We start from the raw sequence: 19,886 nt of genomic DNA, 5'->3' as shown, positions 1-19,886 counted from the left end.
TGATTTTTATCAATACCTTAGTATATCATAAAATCAATTAGAATTGTATGAAAGCTAATTCCTTTAATTAATGGATATAACGGAGGTTCTCATGGAAGAACGGATGGACTTTAGAATTTTAAATAACGGCAGCTTCATTCCCTCTATCGGTTATGGCACCTACAAAACAGGTAGCGAAGGGGAAACAGAACAAGCCGTAACCAACGCACTAAACGTAGGCTATCGTTTACTCGATACGGCTGCCTACTACGGCAACGAAGAGGCCGTTGGCAGAGGCATCAAAGCATCTGGCGTTAAACGTACTGACATCGTTATTACCACAAAAATTTGGCATACCGACGCGGGCTACGATAATACAATGCGTGCTGTTGAAAGCTCCTTGAAAAAATTAGACACTAATTACATCGACATTATGCTCGTACATCAACCCCTTGGCGACTATTATGGTTCTTGGCGCGCCATGGAAGAGTTATACGATCAAAACGTATTGCGTGGGTTAGGCCTGTCTAACTTTTACGAAGACCGATTAATCGACTTGCTATATCACTGCAATGTGAAACCTGTGGTAAACCAAATTGAATGTCATCCATTCAACCAACGCCAATCTCTTATTCAATTGATGAGAAAGCATCAAGTAGTGGGCATGGCTTGGTCTCCATTCACCCGTGACCGCCAACCTATTTTTGACCATCCTATCATCAAAAGCTTGGCTGAAAAATACGGCGTGTCTAAACATCAAATTATCTTGCGTTGGCACATCCAACGTGGCATCATTCCATTGCCAAAAGCAAATAATGTAAGTCACATGGAAGCCAACTTCGATGTATTCGATTTCAAACTAACAAACATCGACATGGATGTTATGGAACTATTAGACCAACAAGACTTCTTGGAAGATCACCATACAGCACCAGGTCTTGAAAGACTATTACAACTTAAATAGTACATACTAACTCCTATTTGTGGTTAGCATCAATTATAATACACACTACAACTATGCTGACAAAGTAAATAAAACAATATATGTAAAAAACCACTTATATCTAAGTTAGATAGATATAAGTGGTTTATTTTATTTTGGTACATTAAATACGGTTTGTACGAGTATCATATAAATCACTGTACCGGCAGCAATCGATATGAGCATGTTACGTTTCCATAGATGTAATCCTACCGTAACGACTAATGCTATGAGCTCAGGGATACCATAAGGATATGCTAGAACGACAGTCTCTTTAAAGGTATATACAACGAGCATGCCCATAACGGCAGCCGGCAAAGCCTTACCTAAAAAAAGTACAAAATCTGGCGCCTTTTTTCCTGGTGGAAATACGAGGAAGGCACCAAAACGAGTAAGTAATGTACCGGCCACAACAATAGCAACGGTGATGACCATTTCTGTACTAGTCAAGATGTACACCTCCCCACTTATACGCAATATAGCAGGCTACTAGCATACAGCTCATGGATAAAAGCATAAAGAGCGATTTGCCTACCAATAAGAGCATAACTATCGCCATAGCGGCACCAGCTACGCCAAAGGCTCTTATCTTGTTATTTTTTGCGTTGAGCAGCATTTCAAGGAATACCACAATGAATAGACCTGGTAATACAAAATCGATGCCCCGTAAATCTACGGTGGCCAAGAGATTGCCAAACAGACCGCCTACAAAGGTACTAAATACCCAGAACACATAGTTGAGCCAAGACACGTGGAAGTAAAACCACTTTTCATCCACATCATCTGGTAACTTAGTCGCCATATTGATGGCAAAACTTTCATCACACATCCAGGCAACCGTAGGAAACCATTTCCAGCCCATATGTACATATCGTTGTAGTGCAGATAGTCCATAAAAGAAATGGCGTCCATTAACGAACATGGTCAGTATAAACGCATTAATCGGATCAAATCCGGCCATCAACATGCCAATCGTCACAAACTCCATGGAGCCTGCAAAAATAGTAGCTGCTAAAACTGGCGCCGTCCACCAAGGGAACCCTTGGCTCGTTGCATATAAACCAAATCCTAAACCTATGAAAAAGAAGCTAACGCCCATAGGAACCATAATAGGAAATGCAAAGGAAAATGCACTTCGATGTTTTATTTCATTCATAGGGCTCGCCTCCTTTCCACATCACATACATTTAAAGTGTTAATGTTATTTATTATAAAGCACGCGTTAAAATTTCGCGAGCTACTTCTGGCGTTACATCACCTTTTTCACCAAGTCGTGTCATACCATGGTCTTCTAATTGTTTCACAATTTTATCAACTGCTTCAGCGCCAAGACCATAATCTTTCAAATGAGTAGATACGCCAAGGGACTCGAAGAATTCACGAGTTTTGGCGATAGCCTTATCCGCTTTTTCCTCTTTTGTACCTTCCGTAATATGCCATACACGTGTAGCATATTGTGCCAATTTATCAAGCTTGTCGGCTTTTTTCACCTCTAACAACGCAGGCAATACGATAGCCAATGTAATGCCGTGGTCAAGATGGTAAGCCGCCGTTAACTCATGACCGATAAGATGTGTCGCCCAGTCTTGTGGTACGCCGGCACCGATTAAGCCGTTTAATGCCAAGGTAGAAGCCCACACGTGATTAGCACGAACATCGTAGTTTTCTGGGTTCTCTATTGTTTCTTTGCCGATTTCAATCATAGTTTTCAAAATGCCTTCACTGAAACGATCTTGAATACGGCCGTCTACAGGATATGTTAAATATTGCTCTGTGGTATGCACGAATGTATCGATAACGCCATTCTTAACTTGTTTTTCTGGCAATGTGAAAGTCAATGTTGGATCGAGCATAGAGAACTTAGGAAATACTAAGCTACTGAACACAGGGAACTTACCATCACCATAGGTAATAACAGCGCCATTGTTCATTTCAGAACCTGTGGCAGGTAGTGTCATAACGGTACCAAATGGTAATGGATTTGGTACCATTTCTACCGGAACCTCTGGAACACCAGCTTTCATAACCTCAATAACAGGGCCATCATAAGTAGCACCCATAACGATGAGCTTTGTAGCGTCCACTACGGAACCACCACCTACGGCAAGGACGAAATCTACGCCATGTTCTTTAATGAAAGCAACGGCACGTTCACAAGTTTCAAGAGATGGATTTGGCTCAATACCGCCAAACTGTTCTACCTTGCGACTGCCAAGAGCTGCAACAATGCGGTCAATAAGACCACTGCGCACTGCAGAGCCACCACCATACGTAATGAGCACCTTTGCATCCTTTGGCACTAATGCATTTAATTCGCTCAAGCGATTTTTACCGAATACAATATGTGTAGGGTTATAAAAATCAAAGTTAAACATAGTGACCTCCTATGTATATCATATAAAACCTATAAGTCTAATTGTACGAAATTTATATCTATTATATCATTTTTTCGATATTCTTAGATATGCTACACCCCTTATCATTAGCGAGCTCATAAAAGCCATAGCTTTAATCTATAGCTAACCGATATCTTTTGCTCTATATACAAAATCCCATTCACATGATAGGATATATACATTATATGTATAAGTAGAAAGGGATGTTCACATGAAATTAAAAAAATTTATTGCCCCTCTTCTCGTTGGCGTTCTAGCATTCGCCATCGCAGGTTGCGGCACAGATACAAATCAATCTAGCCAAGCACCAAAAGAAATTAAAATCGGTGCTACTGCAGGTCCTCACGCTCAAGTAGCTGAAGCAGTTGCAAAAGAGGCTAAAAAACAAGGTATCGACCTTAAAGTTGTAGAGTTCTCCGATTATGTAACACCAGATAAAGCTCTTGCTGATGGTGACATTCAACTAAATGCGTACCAACACGTGCCATTCATGGAAAACTTTAACAAACAAAATGGTTCCAACTTAGTAGCAATCGGTAAAACCCTTTTAGTGCGTATGGGATTATATAGTAATAGTGTACATAGCGTACAAGATGTACCTGAAGGCGCTACGGTTTCTATTCCAAATGACCCTACTAATGGTGGTCGTGCATTAGTATTATTAGCTAAAGCTGGATTAATTACGTTAAAAGATGGTGTCGGCTTCAAAGCAACTGTTGCAGATATCACATCTAATCCGAAAAATATAAAGATTCAAGAATTAGAAGCAGCTCAATTACCTCGTAGTCTAGATGATGTAACAATTGCAGTTATTCCAATGAATTATGTACAAAGTGCTGGCCTTAGTGTAGAAAAACAAGGCTTCTTCTTCGAATCAAAAGATGAACCACTAACAGTTATCGTACTTGCGGTACGTAGTGAAGACAAAGACAATGAAACTTACAAAAAAATTGCAGACATTTACAAATCTGATGCAATTAAACAATTCATCAACGATACTTTCAAAGGTAGCATTACCTCTGCAAACTAAATAAACAAGAACCGACCTCTATCAAATTAGAGGCCGGTTCTTTTATTTATAATGCCAAAAAGCGATACCCTAACTTTTTAGAGTATCGCTTTTATTTTATTCTTTAGTATCAATCACGTTTATTCTTCAGTGTCGAATGTAACGTCCAATGGTTGGCGTTCCACAATATTGCGGTAACGAACCTTTGGATAGCCCATCAAGATACCACCAGCAATGATTTTATCCTCAGGTACACCTAATAGATCCAATAATGGTTTATATTCTGCTTCCCCAGCATGTTCAAAGAAGCCTGCCCAACAAGTGCCTAATCCTAATGTTGGCGCATACAACTCTGCATAAGACAAGCAAGAATGACCACTATCGTGAGTACGATGAATATCCTTTTTAGAACCGATAGCCACTACTAACGCAGGCGCATCGCGCAAGATGTATTCCTTACCTTTATCAACTTCAGCTTGTGCTGCACGAGCATAAAGACGCATAATGGGCACAGTTTTTGCAGCTAAATGCATCCACTCAAGAACGAGATCTGCAATGCGGCGCAACTTTTGTTTATCCCGAACAACAATATAGGAAATACCTTGTGTATTTGTCGCTGTTGGAGCCATTCTCGCAACGTTTAATACCTTGCGAATAAGCTCAGCAGGAACTGGTTTATTTTGATAATTACGAATAGAGCGACGGCTACGCAAGAATAACTCAGCTTGCTCTGGCGTTAATTTTTGTTCTTTTGTGATATCAATTTGCTCTTTACGTGGTGTCATATCACTATCAAGAGCAAGTGTAGGGCATACAGAAATACAATGCCCACAGGAGATACAACCTCCTTTGCCAGTTACAGGCCCATTTTCGGACATCACTAGCAAGCCTGTTGGACAGTCAGCTACGCAAAGGCCGCATCGTGTACAGACTTCTGTATTGACGGTAAATAACATCTGATAAATCCTCCAAACACTACTATAAAGCCTATTATAACACACAAAATCAAGTGATATCTAGTTTTAACCAATCGATTTAATTGTAATGGTGCTAGCTTATCGCTATATATTGCCCTTTCGGATGGGGCCCCGTTTCGTTAGTACAACTTGGTAAAAAAAGTAAGGATACCCTTGCTTGCTCCGTTCTTCGCAAAGTCGCTGCACAAGCGCATCCTTACTTTTTTATCACTCTATTTGTAAAGATGTCCCATCCAAAAGGCAACTATAATCAAGTTATAAGCACGCCCAAGCACCATTACAATTAATCTATAAAATAAATCTAGAAAACACTAAAATTGTACACCCTATAATAGGCTTTAGAGTAGTGGCGCCACGCCCTCCATCTGGAAGAAGCTAGCCTGCGGCTAGGCTTTATAGTAGTGGTGCCTTCCCTCATCACATAAAAGCATATTGAGTAAAGATCAAATGTAGCTTGTGACGGGGAGCCAGCAACATATAGAGAGAATAGTCGCTTGCTATGGGACTAATTCATAGCAGGTGTTATAAAAATAAAACTAGGTATTTCTGCAGCGACTTTACGAAGGACGGAGCAAGGAGATACCTAGTTTTATTTTTAATTAAGTTGTCGTAGTGAAACGGGGCCCCATAGCAAACGACATAATATCTGCTCAATTGCTGGGCCCCCATCACAAGCGGAAAAGGAAATTTACTCAAATGCTTTTATAAGTTCCATGTATTCCGCTTTGTGTGTCATTCTCCATGTACCAAAGTCTGGTTCTGGGGATTGGTTCAGGATGTTTGCCAAGGCTTCTAGGAATTCTGGGATTTTTGTGGCTACGATATTACCTGCCATTTTACCGAAGTTTTCGGAGCCCATGTGTTCGGAACCACCGTCTACGAGGATGAAGGCTACTGTAGGTTTCTTGTCTACTAGTTTAACCGCACCATGGAAGCCAATTTCACCAATTTGGTGTGTACCACAGGAGTGTGGACAGCCAGAGATGTGTAGACGAGGTAGTTTACTTGTATCTACACCTTTTTCTTCAAGGTGTGCAAAGATATCTTTCAATAGGCCATTAGAGTCTTGCATACCGATTTGACATACTGTAGAGCCTACGCAGGATACGGAACGACGGAAATCATTTTCCGCACTATCGTCTGTTAATTCTGCGATTTTACGAGCCTCATCAGCAGTAAGGTTGATAAAGAACAATGCTTGGTCTGGCGCAATGCGTGCTTCTACTTGATCAAGTGTTACAGCATAATCAAGCGCAGCCAATAGATGTTCTACATTAGCATCGCCACCTACCGGATGGTATTCTACGTAGTATAAACCTTCTTGTTTTTGACGGTGAATACGATCGTTTTCCACAGACTTATCACGCTTACCAGTTTTTGTAATTTCATAAGCATAGTCAGCTGGATTAATGGTTAATTGTTCCACTTCTTTCACCATCGCCAATGTTTCTTCATAGGTCTTGATGAAAGCTTCAGCTCCACCCATTTCCGCAGGCATATAGCGAGTACGAGCCTTGCCACGGTTTTTGAAATTTCCATGGTTAGCAAAGACCATAAGCATAGCTTTCACATGGTATAAAACATCCTCAGGCGCCACATCGTGCGCTACAGGAATACCAATACGAGGATTTGGGCCAATACCACCACAAGCGTATACATCAAAGGTATTGTGTTTCGTTAAATTGAAACCAAGGTCCTTGAACGTAGCATGCGGCGTACTATCAAAGCCATTATCGATACCCATTTTAAATTTGCGAGGGATTTTGATGTAGAACATTTGCTCTAGAAGAAACTCGCTAATAGCCGTTGCATATGGCGTAATATCTAAGGTTTCACGAGGATCAATACCGCGCAAAATACTAGCTACCACATTTGGATTGTCACCACCAGCACCGCGGTTATAGATACCGTGATCATAACATTCTTTATATAGATTTAGAATTGTATCACCATCGAGGCCATGCATTTGCAAACATTGGCCAGTAGTGAAATGTACGTGCTGCAAATTATATTTGCGAATAGAGTCCGCTAAAAACTGCATGTGCTCGCGTGTCATGCGCCCACCGTTGAAGCGCCAACGGCTCATACCAGAGTTAGCACCACGCTCAGCATAACTACCATAGGCACCGGATTGCCCTTTATAGTCTGCAATAGACATTTCTTTCTTATAGAACTTATGCGTCATATCTTCAAACTTTGGATAATCTGCAATTAATCGATCTTTCAACTCTTGTGTAATCATATTAGTACCCTCTTGGCTTATATTTATTAAGCATAATACAGAACTTTTCATAGGCTAGTATACCATACACGCATACGTATGTTAGTAGCCAAGCTCACAATTTTAATATCAATTACAAATAATATGCTTTACAATCTGTAATAATAATTACTTTTAATAAGAGCCAAATCAACATAGAGTAGATTTTAAAATAAAAAAAGAACAGCCCGAAGACTGTTCTTTTTGTTTAGTTTTAATGTGAAACTAACCATCCTTTCAAGTCAGTTTCTAAGGCCTAAGATTAGACACGACCTTCATTAGGGTTATTATATGCGTCTTTATCGATAGTGCCCATAATCTTATCTACTACGAGAGCATTTGTTAAGGAACCAGATACGTTCAAGCATGTACGACCCATGTCGATCAATGGATCGATAGCAAGAATTGGGCTGATGGATGTGAAGTACGCACCAAGACCTGTACCACTAAGGGATACAGATGCAGCCATTGTAGCTGTACCAGGAACGCCTGCGATACCAACGGAACCGATAGCGATAACGATAACACTCATAATATACATAGTCAAATCAAATGGGATACCCGCCACGTTAGAGATGTACACAACAACAAGTGCTGGGAATACGCCGGCACAACCTTGCATGCCTGCAGTAGTACCGAAGGATGCTACTGTATTTGCTGTTGTAGCATTTACGCCAAGACGTTTTGTCAATGTTTCAACAGTTAAAGGCAATACGCCCATAGAGGAACGGGATGTGAAAGCTAACAAGAGTGGAGCTTTTGCTTTTTTGAAGTATGTAATCGGGTTGTAACCGAAGCTAGAAATCAAGATAGCTTGAACAACGAACATAATCAAAAGACCAACGTAAAGCAATACTACAAATAGGCCCATATCTAAGATAGCTTGCAAACCACGTGTTGCCAATGTAGATGCCAATAATGCAACTACGCCGTATGGCATAAGACCGATAATGAAGTCTGCAACCCAAGAAATTAATTGGTGAAGCTCATCAAATAGCTTAGTAAAGATTTCCATGCTATTTATGCCTGTTTTCTTCAACAAACGAGCAACACTACCCAAGATGATAGCAAATACTACGATGCCGATAACATTTGTTTCGGCTGCAGCTTGAATTGGGTTACTTGGAATCAACGCACGGAATGTATCAACCATCGGTTTGATTTCACGAATCTTTTTACCAGATTCAACGATATCAAATCCTTGACCTAAACCGAAAGCATTACCCAAGATAAGACCAACGATAGCAGCAACGGCTACCATGCCAAGATTTGTAGAAACCATGGCAACCACTAGTTTTTTAAGATTTGCACCTGCTTCCATGTGCAAGATAACATGTACAATGGAAATAAATACGATAGGAATAACAAGCATGCGGATCAAATCAATAAAGCCGCCACCCACAAGGGAGAACCATTTTGTACTTTCCTTGATATAAACCACTTTAGAAGGATCATCTGGGAAACCTGCAATAATTTGAATAGCAATACCGAGTACTGCACCAACAATAGTGCCAATAATAACGAGATTACCAAAGGATGTACCCTTGCGTTGCAAAGCATAAATACCGATTAACGCGAGCACAAACACTGCGATAATACCAATACTTAATGGATTGCTTAGCATGAGGTAATCTGTAAAGAATGGAATATTCATAATACACCTCTTTTAATTCATATCACAATAATAGGTTATGAACTCAGTATATCATATATCGAAAAATTTACAAGTAAAATAATTCAAATTATATAAGTTTTTCTATGCGGATTCTGCAAGTTTTCTAAATATCTTAATCTCCATGGATGTACCGATACCTTTGCCTTTTCAAGATGCTCTATATCACAATAGAAAGGTACGCATATAAAAAGGTGACCTTCCATAGGAAGATCACCTTTAAATGTATTTAGTTATAACACTACCTAGTTATAGGATTATCTGTTAACTAGAACGTAAGTTACTTGGATAGGACCATGAGCACCATCTACAGTAACCAACTCAATATCAGCTGTACGGGATGGACCAGAAATCAAGCAGATATTTGTAGGGAAGTTGGACGGATCGTTGTGATAACGTTCAGCCAAATGTTCCATAGTTTGAGTCATACGTGGATTGATTGTATCAGTGTACAATACAGCGATATGTGTAGTAGGCAACAAGCTAATAGCACGGCCAGATTCTTCACCAGACGCTTGTACTACAGTAGCAGTTTCAGCAATACCGCAATATGGGAATGTAATACCGATATCTGCATTAGCAGTGTTGGAGATACATTCTTCACGGCCTTTGGCTGGATCCCATTGGAAGTATGTACGAATGCCGCCATTATTAGCTGCATCTTGTTCGAATAATTCTTTTAATTTATATTCGTCTACTTCTGGAGTGCTTGGGAATACAACTTTACCGTTACCCCAGTCTTCAATAGCTGCCAAAATTGTTTCACCTAATTTATCAGGTGTAGTTTCAACGAATTTTGTACCAACACGTTGACATTGTTCCTTAAACATTGTCAAAATTTGATCTTTATTCAAATCTTTGAACATAGTTTCTTGAGGACCATGGCTGTAATCAAAACCCTCTACGAATGCAGGGCACATTTCTTGATCACGGCCTAATGCACGAGATAAACGTGCAATAAATTGTTTACGTTTAGCTTCATCCATTATTTTTTCTCCTTCTTCTTGTTCTTTTCATGTTCAGCATATAAGTCACGGAATTTTTTGAACTTCAATGTACCCATTTCTTTGGATTTAGTCCAGCCGTTCATAACTGGAACAGCTTGAGTCCATGTAGGCATATTGCCTTCTTTATTACTAATCAAGTTCATACCGATAGCGCCAGCTTTTGTGCCAAGGTCGAATAATGTGGAGTTACCGAACATCTTAGCTGCTGCAGTAAAGATTGCTTCTTCTGCTTTTGGACGAGTTTTTTCGATGTCAGCCATAATATGACGGTGTTCCATCAATAATTCATGCAATGGAATAGCTACTGGACAGTTTTCTGTACATGCACCGCACAATGTAGACGCATATGGAAGATCGCCTGCTACTTCGTAACCTTTGAACAATGGTGTCAATACAGCACCCATTGGACCTGGATATACGGAGCCATAACCGTGACCAGAGATGTGACGGTATACAGGACAAATATTCATACATGCACCACAACGGATACAACGTAACATTTCTTGGAATGTACCACCTAAGATACCGGAACGACCGTTATCAATAATGATGATATGAGTTTCTTCAGGACCGTCTGCTTCACCAGCACGACCAGGGCCAGTCATCATGGAGAAGTAGTTGGAAATTTTAGCACCTACTGCAGAGCGGTTCAACATTTCCATCATAACGTCAAGAGCTTTGAAGTCAGGAACGATACGTTCTGTACCTAAGAAGATCAATTGAGTCTTAGGAATGGAGCTAGACATACGACCGTTACCTTCGTTGGAAACGATAGTACAAGTACCGGATGCCGCTACCGCAAAGTTACAACCATTAACACCTACGTCAGCTTTCAAGAAGCGCTCACGTACATAACCACGTACGAAGTGAGTCATTTCTGTAGGGTTTTCAGTACCAGTGTAACCTAATTTTTCAGCGAAAATTTCGCGGATTTTGTTACGTTCGAAGTGAAGGCCTGGTACAACGATATGAGATGGTGGGCTCACTGCTGTTTGCAAAATGAATTCAGCCAAGTCAGTTTCGTTTACTTCGATACCAGCTTCTTCAAGAACTTCGTTCAAACCAATTTCTTCAGTTAAGATAGTTTTGGATTTAACGATCATTTTAGCTTCGCGTTCACGAAGGATATCTAAAGCGATTTGAGTCGCTTCTTTATCGTCGAATGCAAAGTGAACTTTAGAACCAGCTTTTTCTGCGTTTTCAGCGAATTGGTTTACATAGTAATCCAAATTGTTAAGAACGTGATCACGAAGTTTAGCTGCTTCTGCGCGGAAATCTAACCATTCAGGAACGTCCGCAACTACTGTATTACGTTTATCATAAAACACGTCTTGTGCTTTTTTGATAGCTGCAACTTTGAAATCGTCAGCCAAACATTCTTTTATACGTGTTTTATAGGGGCGATTGTCATATATAAGTGCCATGTCGTCTCCTCCTTAACGGCAGTTTAAGATTTCAGCAATATGCATTACTTTGATACGGCGATCGATTTCGCCTTCTTTATGAAGACGGTCAAGCATACCAGCGATGTTCATCAAGCACGCTTGGTCAGAACCAGAAATAACGTTAGCACCTGTGCCAGCGATTTCCAAGGCTTTTTCGCGTGTCATAACTTCACTAATTTCAGGGTTCTTAACGGAGAATGTACCGCCGAAACCACAGCAACGGTCTGCACGTGGTAATTCAATCAAGTTGATATCTTTAACATTTCTAAGGAGTTTGAATGGAGGTTCTTTAATGCCCATCAAACGAGTTACGTGGCAAGATGTATGATATGTAACGGATTCGTTGAAACGAGCGCCCACATCTTCAACACCTAATACGTCAGTAATGAATTGAGTGAACTCATAAATTTTGCCGCTCAATTTTTCTGCACGTGCCAACCACTCAGGTTGATCTTTCAAAAAATGATGATATTCATCGCGGATTGCAAATGCGCAAGAGCCGGACATGCTGACTACATATTCAGCGTTCTCGAAGCATTCGATTGTATTCTTAATGGCATCCATAGCTGCATCATTGTAACCAGAGTTAGTGAACATTTGGCCACAACATACTTGTTTCTTAGGCACTACGAGCTCGCAACCTAATCTTTCAAGTACTTCTACACCAGCCATGCCTACATGTGGGTAGAACATGTCAATCAAACACTGTTGGAAAAGATGAATTTTCATATTATCGTCCTCGTCTTTTCTAGTACTTAACCTAATAAAAAATTTTGATATGTATGTGTTATGGCAAGAATTCTAGTGAAAGTTTTCAATAATTTTCCGCCCGAAACATTACTTATGCTCTCAAATAAATATTCAAAAGCTTTATCGATATAATTATAAATTAATCATATAGAAAATGTCCAAAGGATTGCTATATTCGTATGTACCCTTTTATTTCCTGTATCGTTATGACTTTTTGTAATAACAAATATTGCATTTTATCACAAATGCCATTCTATTTATAATTTTTTCTTGTGAAAGCCACATAAAATCTAGATTTTGGGAATGTTTATCATTTCATGTATTTTAGAGTAATGTATGTCGTAATTTACCTATAATTCATTGAATATTTATATAAATGACAGAGAAACACCAAATTCATGTAATTTTTATCCTCATATATTACATTTTCTTATAGTAGTGTATAAATTTAAAAAGTGTTATAATTTATTTTATATAAGTATAGTTTGAAAGGAGCCTTTTCAATGAAACTAAATAAATTATCCTTATCCTTAGCTATTACATTAGCCCTCGGTTCCACATTCGGCATGGCTCACGCTGAAACAACTGCGGCTCATGTAAAATCTGAAGTATCTGCTACAGCTAATAAAGCTGAAGTAGCAGCTAAAGCTGATGAACACCGTGTAGACACATCTGTAAAAAACGACGCTAAACGCGTTGATACATCTGTAAAAAATGATGCTAAACGTGTTGATACTTCTGTAAAAAATGATGCTAAACGTGTTGATACTTCTGTAAAAAACGACGCTAAGCGCGTTGATACATCTGTAAAAAATGATGCTAAACATGGCACTACAGTTGTAAAACATGATGCAAAACATGCTAATACATCCGCTAAAGCCGATGCTAAGCGTGTAGATACATCTGTGAAAAACGATGCAAAACGTGTTGACACTTCTGTAAAAAATGACGCTAAACGCGTTGATACATCTGTTAAAAATGATGTAAAAGAAGATGCTGCTAAGGTAGAAGGTAAAAAAGCTGTAAAAGCTAAAGAAAACTTACCTGCTGGCGTTTACCCTGACACAAAAGATAACTGGGCTCGCGATGCTATCCAAGCAATGACACAAGTTGGTTACCTTTCTGGTTATGCTGATAATACATTCAAACCTAGTGCACAAATCACTCGTGAACAAGCTGCTGCTATTTACGGTAAAGTATTACAACACAACTTAAATGAACAAGAATTAGCTGATATTGTAACTAAAGAAGCTTCTACTTCTTACTCTGACGTAGAAGCAGATCGTTGGTCTAGCTCTGCTATCAAATTAGTAAGTGCTGCAGGCGTAATGGAAGGCACATCTAAAACAGCTTTCACACCTAGCAAAACTATGGACCGCGAACAATTCGTTGCTTCCGCAGCTAACCTAGCTAAAAAATTGAATCTTTCTACACCTGTAAAAACAGAAAAAGTAACATTCAAAGACGAAGCTAGCATCTCCTCTGCTTACTTGGCAGATATCCAATACATGGCACAACGTGGCATCGTAGCATCTGGGGCAACTGAAAACTTTAACCCTAAACAACCTGTAACAAGAGCACAAGCGGCAACAATCTTGAACCGTATGCTTAATGGTGCTGGTCTTGCAACACCAAAACACACTACAACTGAAGCTAAAGCTGAAACAGCTGTAAAAGAAGATGTAAAAAAGGCTGATACAGCAGTAGAAAAAGATGCATCTAAAGTAAGCAAAGATGCTAAAAAAGATGTAGCTAAAGCTGACAAAGCCATAAAAGCTGATGCAAAAAAAGTTGAAAAAGACGTAAAGGGCAATAAAAATGCTGCAGTAGCTCAAAAAACTGAACCTACTCGCACAGTTCGTCCTGTTCGTCGCAGCACGTTAAAAGCACTTGATCAAAAACAACAAGCTGCTTTGGAAGATAAAGTATTCGCTGAATTGAATAAAACATACAAAACAGAAGATGCGTTCCAAGATTACGGTGTAATGTACTGGCGTGACAATCAATTGCACGTAGCTTTGAAAACAGATAGCGATATTTCCACAGTTAAAGCAAACCTTGCAGCACGTGGTGATTCCACTGTAAATAACTACGTTGTAGTTGAACCATCCCAATACAGCCAAACTGAATACGATGCAATCGATGCGAACTTCCGCAACTATTACAACAAAAACGAAAAAGCTGGTACAATTCTAGCTACATTCCCAGATGTAGAAAACAACCAACTTTACGCTGTTGTAACAACTGCATCTAAAGCAACTCAACAAGGAATCTCAAAATTATTCGGTTCCAAAGTAAAAATGACAGTAAAACGCTAATCGGCGTTCACTCAACTAGCCAAGGCAGCGTATACGCTTAGTATTACGCTGCTTTGTTTATATCACTATGCATGCCTTATTATTCGCTATATAATGAATATAGATTTTATTGTTGATGAAAGTTTATATTCTAGGCTATCGAGCCTTAGCCTTTACCATAATTAGGAAGGATTTTTATGTACAAGAATACCCCTTACCCATTACGTGCCCTTGTTCTTGGCACATTATTAGCCGCAACAAGTTTCGGTTTTGCTTCTGCAAATACTACAACTCATGCTCCTGCCACTGCAGTAGCATCTACAAAGGTTGAAGCGCCTACAGTGGCCTCTACGCAAGCAGTTACTATAAACACAGCTGCTACTAATGTAGCAACAACTAAAGCAGAGGCTCATAAATTTGATGCCGCTAAAGCTGCTACACCTGTAGTTGTGAATACATCTATTGGTACGCCTCAAGACATTCAAAAAATCCGTGCCCACATCTTCTCCGATGTGCCTAGCGATTTTTGGGCTGCCAATTCTATCAGTACGGTAACAAAAGCAAATCTAATGAAAGGTTATTCTGACGGTACATTCCGACCTAATCAACCTATGACTCGTGAAGAAGTAGCTGCTCTCTTCAACAACATCACTGATGATGGTACAGCAGCATTCTTATCTAGCAAATTTAAAGATATTACATCCGATCGTTGGTCTGCCCTCGCTATCGAATCTGTAGCGCGTAAAAATATCATCAGCGGCTATGGCGATAACACATACAAACCAGAAAAATATATGTCTCGCCAAGAGTTTGCTGTAGTAGCAGACAACTACATTCACTACTTAGGATACACAACAGAAGATCCAACAGCCCTTGATAATATTGCTTATGGAGACCAAAAATTCGTCGCTCCATGGGCTCAAGATGCAGTTCGTGAACTTGCATACCTGGGCTTCACAAACTACGCTCCTGGCACATTATTTAACCCTGAAAAATATGTAACACGTGCTGAAGCTGCTGAGATTGCGTATCGCATGACGCAAACAGAACAAGCTCTTGCATTCCACAACACATTGTTCAAACAACAAGTAGAAAATAAAACAGCTACTATTATCGACAAAACATTAGGCTATGGCAACGACTTCACAAAATTCCGTCAAGACGGTGCCCTCTTCTGGGATGGTGGCAAGTTACATGCGACTTTAACAGATAAGAAAAAAGCAGAGGCTGTTGCTCATGCAATCTCTGAAGCGCAAGATCCTCAACTTGAAAGCGCCCTTGTTGTATCTCAAGGCAAGTTAAATCAAGCACAACTTGAAGATTACCAATCTGACGCTATTGATTTATACAAAGCAAAAGAGCCAAAAGGTAACATCATCTCCATCCGTCCTAACGATGACACAAGCGCTCTTATCATTACAGCTGACTCCGTTCAAAAGGACACTGTGAAAGCTTTCAAAAAGAAATTCAAAAACAATGTAGTCGTAGAATTACCACAACCTGAGACAGTAAAACCGGATGCAGCAATTCAATTCCCATTACCTCCACGCGTAAACTACTACGACACAACAAATAAATAATTAAATAATCTCAACGATAAAAAGCCGTGTAACTACACGGCTTTTTGTTTTACCCTCATTCAAAGCTAAATAGTAATCTCCCTTTATATTTTAATTGCTATAATACAAAAGAAGAACCGCCCCCGAAGGAGCGGTTCTTCTCACAATTAAACAGCTGTTACTATACACACATAATCGAATTCACACAGTTCGATTATTTTTTTGTTACATCATTTTGGCGGTCACGTAAGTTACCAACTGGTACATATACGGTACCTGCACTGTGGATTGTATCCACGTCTTGTTGTAAAACCATTACAACGGAATAATCATCAGTTGTGTAGAATTCAGTAGGCATTTTATCGATATTTACTTCGCCGCCTAATTGATTTTTCACATCTTGATTATTGTCGATAGCATTCACTAATTCTTTTTTATTAAGACCACCAAGGTCATACAAGGATAATTGACGACCTGTTGTAGTGTTGAATGTGAAGCCTTTTACATAGTTGACGCCATTCGCATCACGGTCACGCATTGTATACGTATGAATCAATACACTGAAAATACCGTTTTTATCTGTTTTAACATCGTAGTACATTACTACATTTGTTTTATCAGCTTCTTTGGCATTCAATTTTTCTACGTCGTTTTGTACTTTAGCAACGTATTTTTTGATAGTGTTATTGATTGCTTTTTCTACAGTTGGGCTAACAGATTTAACTGTTGGGAACACTAGATCAAGGTGATCTGTAGTGGATTCCACTGGAGATACAGCCACCTCTTTACGATCCATATAGCGGTCCGCATTTGGTGCTACTACTTCTACTGCATTGCGATCAACCTTAGTTGCTACAGAGCGTAACGCACGGTTTTGCTCTGGTGTAGCAGTGCTAGAGATACGGTATGTTAAATCATTGCGATTTACTTTATTCGTATCAGCTTGCACTGTTGCAGTGTCTTTAGTTACAGGAATTTCGCTTGCTGCGAAGGATACCACTGGCAACGCAGCAGCCATCATGATGAGTACAGACTGTTTTAATTTCATTGTTTACCTCTTATTGTTGTTCTTGCTCAGCTTTCATTGCTAAAGCTTCTTCTTTATTGAATTTGTGAGTTACAACACGACGAACAAGGTATAAACCAGAGAAGATGAATGCAAGCAATCCTAACCATTGTGCTGTGCTTTCAAAATCAGGGCCTACTAATTCAAGTGGAGATTCACCACCACCAGTTGTAACGGACAATACAATAATAACAGCTATGATTACACCAATCAAGCTTTCACCAACAATCAAACCAGAAGCGAAGAGAACGCCACGGCGGTTAGATTGTTCAACATCGTACTCAGCGAGTTCGCCAGCACGCATTTTAGCACGAGCTACTAGGTAACGGCCTACGAAATAGCTAATGAAAGAACCTAAGATGAGTGGCACTTCCAATGTTGGAGGTAAGTAGATACCCATGCCAACTGCCAATGGAGGCAATGTTAAAGAAGCTGTTGTGCTCTTAAGAATCAAGTTAACGATGATTGCTACTACGCCAACACAAACGCCAATCAAGATGTAATCCCAATCCATGCTGGAACTGAAGATACCTTGAGCAATTGTAGTCATCAAAGTTGCTTGTGGAGCGGATAATGCAGCATTAGGGTCCATTTCAGCACGTGGTAACGCACCTGTGAAGCCATATGCTTGGTAAAGCAAGTTAAGAACAGGAGCAATTGCAACTGCACCAGCTACAGAGCCAAGTAACAACGCAATTTGTTGACGCCAAGGTGTAGCACCAACGAGTTGACCTGTTTTCAAGTCTTGCAAGTTATCGTTAGAAATAGATGCAATGGCGATAACTACGGATGTCATGAAGATAGCCATAGCTGTAGCGAATTGTACGCCTGCTTCTGTAGCGAACAAGTTATTTTCAGAAGCGATGAAGTACACCACTAAGGAAGAAATAATAGTCGCCAAGATACCAATACCGGAGATTGGAGATGCAGATGTACCGATAAGGCCTGCCATGTAACCACATGCAGCAGCTACGAAGAAGCCGATTAGCAATGCTACGAGAACACCTACGATAACAAGTGTCCACATTAAGCCTGCGCTAATAGGTACTGCAGATACGAAGTCCCAGAATGTAAGAACTAAACCTAAAAGGATGATACCGAACACGATGATAACAGATTTTGTGCTCATATCTGTATCCATACGATGCAACGCACGTTCACTAGAACTGCTGTTCATGGATTTAACAGAAATTTTCATACCTTCGATAATAGGTTTGATCAATGTAATCAAAGTCCAAATCGCTGCGATACCAATAGCACCAGCACCAATAAAACGAACTTTAGATTTCCAAACAGCCATTGCAAATTTAGCTGTAGCACCGCCGTCTGGAGCAAGCATATTAGTTAAGTAAGGTACAAAGCCAGCCCAAGCTATGAGTACACCAACGAGGATAGCGATACCAGAAGCGATACCGATAAGGTAACCAGCACCTAACAACGCTGTAGAGAAGCCCAACGGAATTTGAGTAATACCCTTGCTACCTACAGGAAGCCAGAAGCTCATGCTATCACCAAGCACTTTGAAGCCGTTCGCACAAAGACTGATAAGACCAGCTACCAAACCACCGGATACGATGTCACCCATACCGGAGCTAGATTGAGATCCCTCGCCAGCATTGTGAGAGCCAACTTTCAAAATTTCTGCTGCTGCACGTCCTTCTGGATATGGTAGATCACTATTTACTACCATGGCACGACGCAATGGGATAGTGAATAACACACCAAGGGAACCACCGCATGCGCAGAGCAAGAATGTTTGCCAGAATGGGAAGCCATTCCAATAACCAAGCATTAATAGACCTGGCAAGATAAAGATAATTGCGGACAAAGTACCGGCTGCAGAAGCCTGTGTTTGTACCATGTTGTTTTCAAGAACGTTAGAATCCTTGAAGAAACGTAAAATTGCCATTGAAATAATGGCTGCCGGAATGGATGACGAGAATGTCAAACCAACCTTCAAACCGAGATATACGTTAGATGCTGTAAAAATTACAGTAATCAATGCACCAAGTAGCATCCCACGTAGTGTCAGTTCCGGCAGATGAAGGTCATGGCTCATAAAGTCATGTTTCATAAGTACTTACCTCCTCTGTGAAACTAGAGCTTACAACATATAATAAGCTACTTCCATTTTATCGTGTTAAAGCGCTGATTTCAATATATATGCGATATTTATAATGTATACATGTTTCATTAGACCATTAACTATGTAGAAAAAGGCAACAGTCCAAAAGCCTCCAAAGCCACCTACCCCGCTACGCGGGGCCGCTAAGTCGTTTTTGGACTGTCGCCTTTTCCCTCTCAAATTAGCCCTCTATGAAACATGTATACAAATTAAATATAAATCATCGCATATATATTGGGAGAGGAGAAAAGGTGTATATGCACAAATCGCATATACACCTTTCCTCTATATGAAAATAGAAATCATTATCTTTTATTCTGTACAAATATACAGGATTTTATATAATTAAATTACCGACGATA

The 19,886-nt window shown here is 39.9% G+C and carries 15 protein-coding genes; 4 read left to right on the top strand and 11 right to left on the bottom strand.

Annotation, left to right across the window (positions count from 1 at the left end; translation table 11 throughout):
• The first annotated feature begins 91 nt into the window (after positions 1 to 91).
• Positions 92 to 943 carry an aldo/keto reductase gene (locus ACDF53_RS04375; RefSeq protein ID WP_227721445.1) on the top strand — a complete coding sequence of 284 codons (852 nt, stop codon included), beginning with the start codon at positions 92 to 94 and terminating at the stop codon, positions 941 to 943.
• A 129-nt stretch (positions 944 to 1,072) separates the two neighbouring features.
• Here the strand turns inward: ACDF53_RS04375 and ACDF53_RS04370 are convergent, their stop codons facing one another.
• The 3 genes from ACDF53_RS04370 to ACDF53_RS04360 form a co-directional block, all read right to left on the bottom strand.
• Complete coding sequence (locus ACDF53_RS04370) at positions 1,073 to 1,411, bottom strand: branched-chain amino acid transporter permease (protein ID WP_303930072.1); 339 nt, start codon at positions 1,409 to 1,411, stop codon at positions 1,073 to 1,075.
• On the bottom strand, positions 1,404 to 2,069 hold the full coding sequence (locus tag ACDF53_RS04365) for an AzlC family ABC transporter permease (RefSeq protein WP_370816194.1): 666 nt from the start codon (positions 2,067 to 2,069) through the stop codon (positions 1,404 to 1,406). Before ACDF53_RS04365 ends, ACDF53_RS04370 begins: the two co-directional genes overlap by 8 nt.
• A gap of 100 nt (positions 2,070 to 2,169) precedes the next feature.
• A complete protein-coding gene (locus tag ACDF53_RS04360) occupies positions 2,170 to 3,336 on the bottom strand; it encodes an iron-containing alcohol dehydrogenase (protein ID WP_370815609.1) in 1,167 nt (388 codons plus the stop codon).
• A gap of 232 nt (positions 3,337 to 3,568) precedes the next feature.
• On the opposite strand from ACDF53_RS04360, the gene ACDF53_RS04355 reads away from it, so the two are divergent.
• Entirely contained in the window at positions 3,569 to 4,387 is an 819-nt protein-coding gene (locus tag ACDF53_RS04355) for a MetQ/NlpA family ABC transporter substrate-binding protein (RefSeq protein ID WP_105089831.1), read from the top strand.
• A gap of 119 nt (positions 4,388 to 4,506) precedes the next feature.
• Here the strand turns inward: ACDF53_RS04355 and ACDF53_RS04350 are convergent, their stop codons facing one another.
• The 6 genes from ACDF53_RS04350 to ACDF53_RS04325 all read right to left on the bottom strand — a co-directional run bounded on the left by ACDF53_RS04350 (position 4,507) and on the right by ACDF53_RS04325 (position 12,456).
• Positions 4,507 to 5,322: a nitroreductase family protein gene (locus ACDF53_RS04350; RefSeq protein ID WP_060924465.1), complete on the bottom strand. Its 816-nt coding sequence runs from the start codon at positions 5,320 to 5,322 to the stop codon at positions 4,507 to 4,509.
• 709 nt (positions 5,323 to 6,031) lie between these two features.
• A complete protein-coding gene (locus tag ACDF53_RS04345) occupies positions 6,032 to 7,585 on the bottom strand; it encodes a nitrite/sulfite reductase (RefSeq protein WP_370815607.1) in 1,554 nt (517 codons plus the stop codon).
• A gap of 280 nt (positions 7,586 to 7,865) precedes the next feature.
• Complete coding sequence (locus ACDF53_RS04340) at positions 7,866 to 9,257, bottom strand: cation:dicarboxylate symporter family transporter (RefSeq protein WP_370815606.1); 1,392 nt, start codon at positions 9,255 to 9,257, stop codon at positions 7,866 to 7,868.
• A 275-nt stretch (positions 9,258 to 9,532) separates the two neighbouring features.
• Positions 9,533 to 10,261, bottom strand: coding sequence for a lactate utilization protein C (locus ACDF53_RS04335; protein ID WP_119207370.1), 729 nt, complete (start codon positions 10,259 to 10,261; stop codon positions 9,533 to 9,535).
• Positions 10,261 to 11,706 (bottom strand): LutB/LldF family L-lactate oxidation iron-sulfur protein, encoded by a 1,446-nt coding sequence (locus ACDF53_RS04330; protein ID WP_105089836.1) that lies wholly within the window; start codon positions 11,704 to 11,706, stop codon positions 10,261 to 10,263. The genes ACDF53_RS04335 and ACDF53_RS04330 overlap by 1 nt, the downstream gene beginning before the upstream one ends.
• A 12-nt stretch (positions 11,707 to 11,718) precedes the next feature.
• Positions 11,719 to 12,456, bottom strand: coding sequence for a (Fe-S)-binding protein (locus ACDF53_RS04325; RefSeq protein WP_105089837.1), 738 nt, complete (start codon positions 12,454 to 12,456; stop codon positions 11,719 to 11,721).
• 524 nt (positions 12,457 to 12,980) lie between these two features.
• Between ACDF53_RS04325 and ACDF53_RS04320 the strand changes: the two genes are divergently transcribed.
• Positions 12,981 to 14,795 carry an S-layer homology domain-containing protein gene (locus tag ACDF53_RS04320; protein WP_370815605.1) on the top strand — a complete coding sequence of 605 codons (1,815 nt, stop codon included), beginning with the start codon at positions 12,981 to 12,983 and terminating at the stop codon, positions 14,793 to 14,795.
• 176 nt (positions 14,796 to 14,971) lie between these two features.
• A complete protein-coding gene (locus ACDF53_RS04315) occupies positions 14,972 to 16,354 on the top strand; it encodes an S-layer homology domain-containing protein (protein ID WP_370815604.1) in 1,383 nt (460 codons plus the stop codon).
• Positions 16,355 to 16,547: 193 nt separating this feature from the next.
• Here ACDF53_RS04315 and ACDF53_RS04310 read toward each other — a convergent pair whose 3' ends face one another.
• Together ACDF53_RS04310 and ACDF53_RS04305 are read right to left on the bottom strand one after the other, a co-directional pair.
• Positions 16,548 to 17,381 (bottom strand): DUF4163 domain-containing protein, encoded by an 834-nt coding sequence (locus ACDF53_RS04310; RefSeq protein ID WP_227721437.1) that lies wholly within the window; start codon positions 17,379 to 17,381, stop codon positions 16,548 to 16,550.
• 10 nt (positions 17,382 to 17,391) lie between these two features.
• On the bottom strand, positions 17,392 to 19,473 hold the full coding sequence (locus tag ACDF53_RS04305; protein WP_213467308.1) for an OPT family oligopeptide transporter: 2,082 nt from the start codon (positions 19,471 to 19,473) through the stop codon (positions 17,392 to 17,394).
• Positions 19,474 to 19,886: the final 413 nt, after the last annotated feature.

This window comes from Veillonella sp. (assembly GCF_041333735.1).
In the GTDB taxonomy this organism is placed as follows: Bacteria; Bacillota; Negativicutes; order Veillonellales; family Veillonellaceae; genus Veillonella.
Note: the sequence above shows the minus strand (reverse complement) of the source record. Positions and strands in the feature narration are given on the sequence as shown.

Bases quoted from the DNA above. Each gene is read 5' to 3' on its own strand.
- ACDF53_RS04375 (WP_227721445.1), top strand. From the start codon at position 92: ATGGAAGAACGGATGGACTTTAGAATTTTAAATAACGGCAGCTTCATT.
- ACDF53_RS04365 (WP_370816194.1), bottom strand. From the start codon at position 2,069: ATGGTTCCTATGGGCGTTAGCTTCTTTTTCATAGGTTTAGGATTTGGT.
- ACDF53_RS04360 (WP_370815609.1), bottom strand. From the start codon at position 3,336: ATGTTTAACTTTGATTTTTATAACCCTACACATATTGTATTCGGTAAA.
- ACDF53_RS04355 (WP_105089831.1), top strand. From the start codon at position 3,569: ATGAAATTAAAAAAATTTATTGCCCCTCTTCTCGTTGGCGTTCTAGCA.
- ACDF53_RS04350 (WP_060924465.1), bottom strand. From the start codon at position 5,322: ATGTTATTTACCGTCAATACAGAAGTCTGTACACGATGCGGCCTTTGC.
- ACDF53_RS04345 (WP_370815607.1), bottom strand. From the start codon at position 7,585: ATGATTACACAAGAGTTGAAAGATCGATTAATTGCAGATTATCCAAAG.
- ACDF53_RS04340 (WP_370815606.1), bottom strand. From the start codon at position 9,257: ATGAATATTCCATTCTTTACAGATTACCTCATGCTAAGCAATCCATTA.
- ACDF53_RS04335 (WP_119207370.1), bottom strand. From the start codon at position 10,261: ATGGATGAAGCTAAACGTAAACAATTTATTGCACGTTTATCTCGTGCA.
- ACDF53_RS04330 (WP_105089836.1), bottom strand. From the start codon at position 11,706: ATGGCACTTATATATGACAATCGCCCCTATAAAACACGTATAAAAGAA.
- ACDF53_RS04325 (WP_105089837.1), bottom strand. From the start codon at position 12,456: ATGAAAATTCATCTTTTCCAACAGTGTTTGATTGACATGTTCTACCCA.
- ACDF53_RS04320 (WP_370815605.1), top strand. From the start codon at position 12,981: ATGAAACTAAATAAATTATCCTTATCCTTAGCTATTACATTAGCCCTC.
- ACDF53_RS04315 (WP_370815604.1), top strand. From the start codon at position 14,972: ATGTACAAGAATACCCCTTACCCATTACGTGCCCTTGTTCTTGGCACA.
- ACDF53_RS04310 (WP_227721437.1), bottom strand. From the start codon at position 17,381: ATGAAATTAAAACAGTCTGTACTCATCATGATGGCTGCTGCGTTGCCA.
- ACDF53_RS04305 (WP_213467308.1), bottom strand. From the start codon at position 19,473: ATGAAACATGACTTTATGAGCCATGACCTTCATCTGCCGGAACTGACA.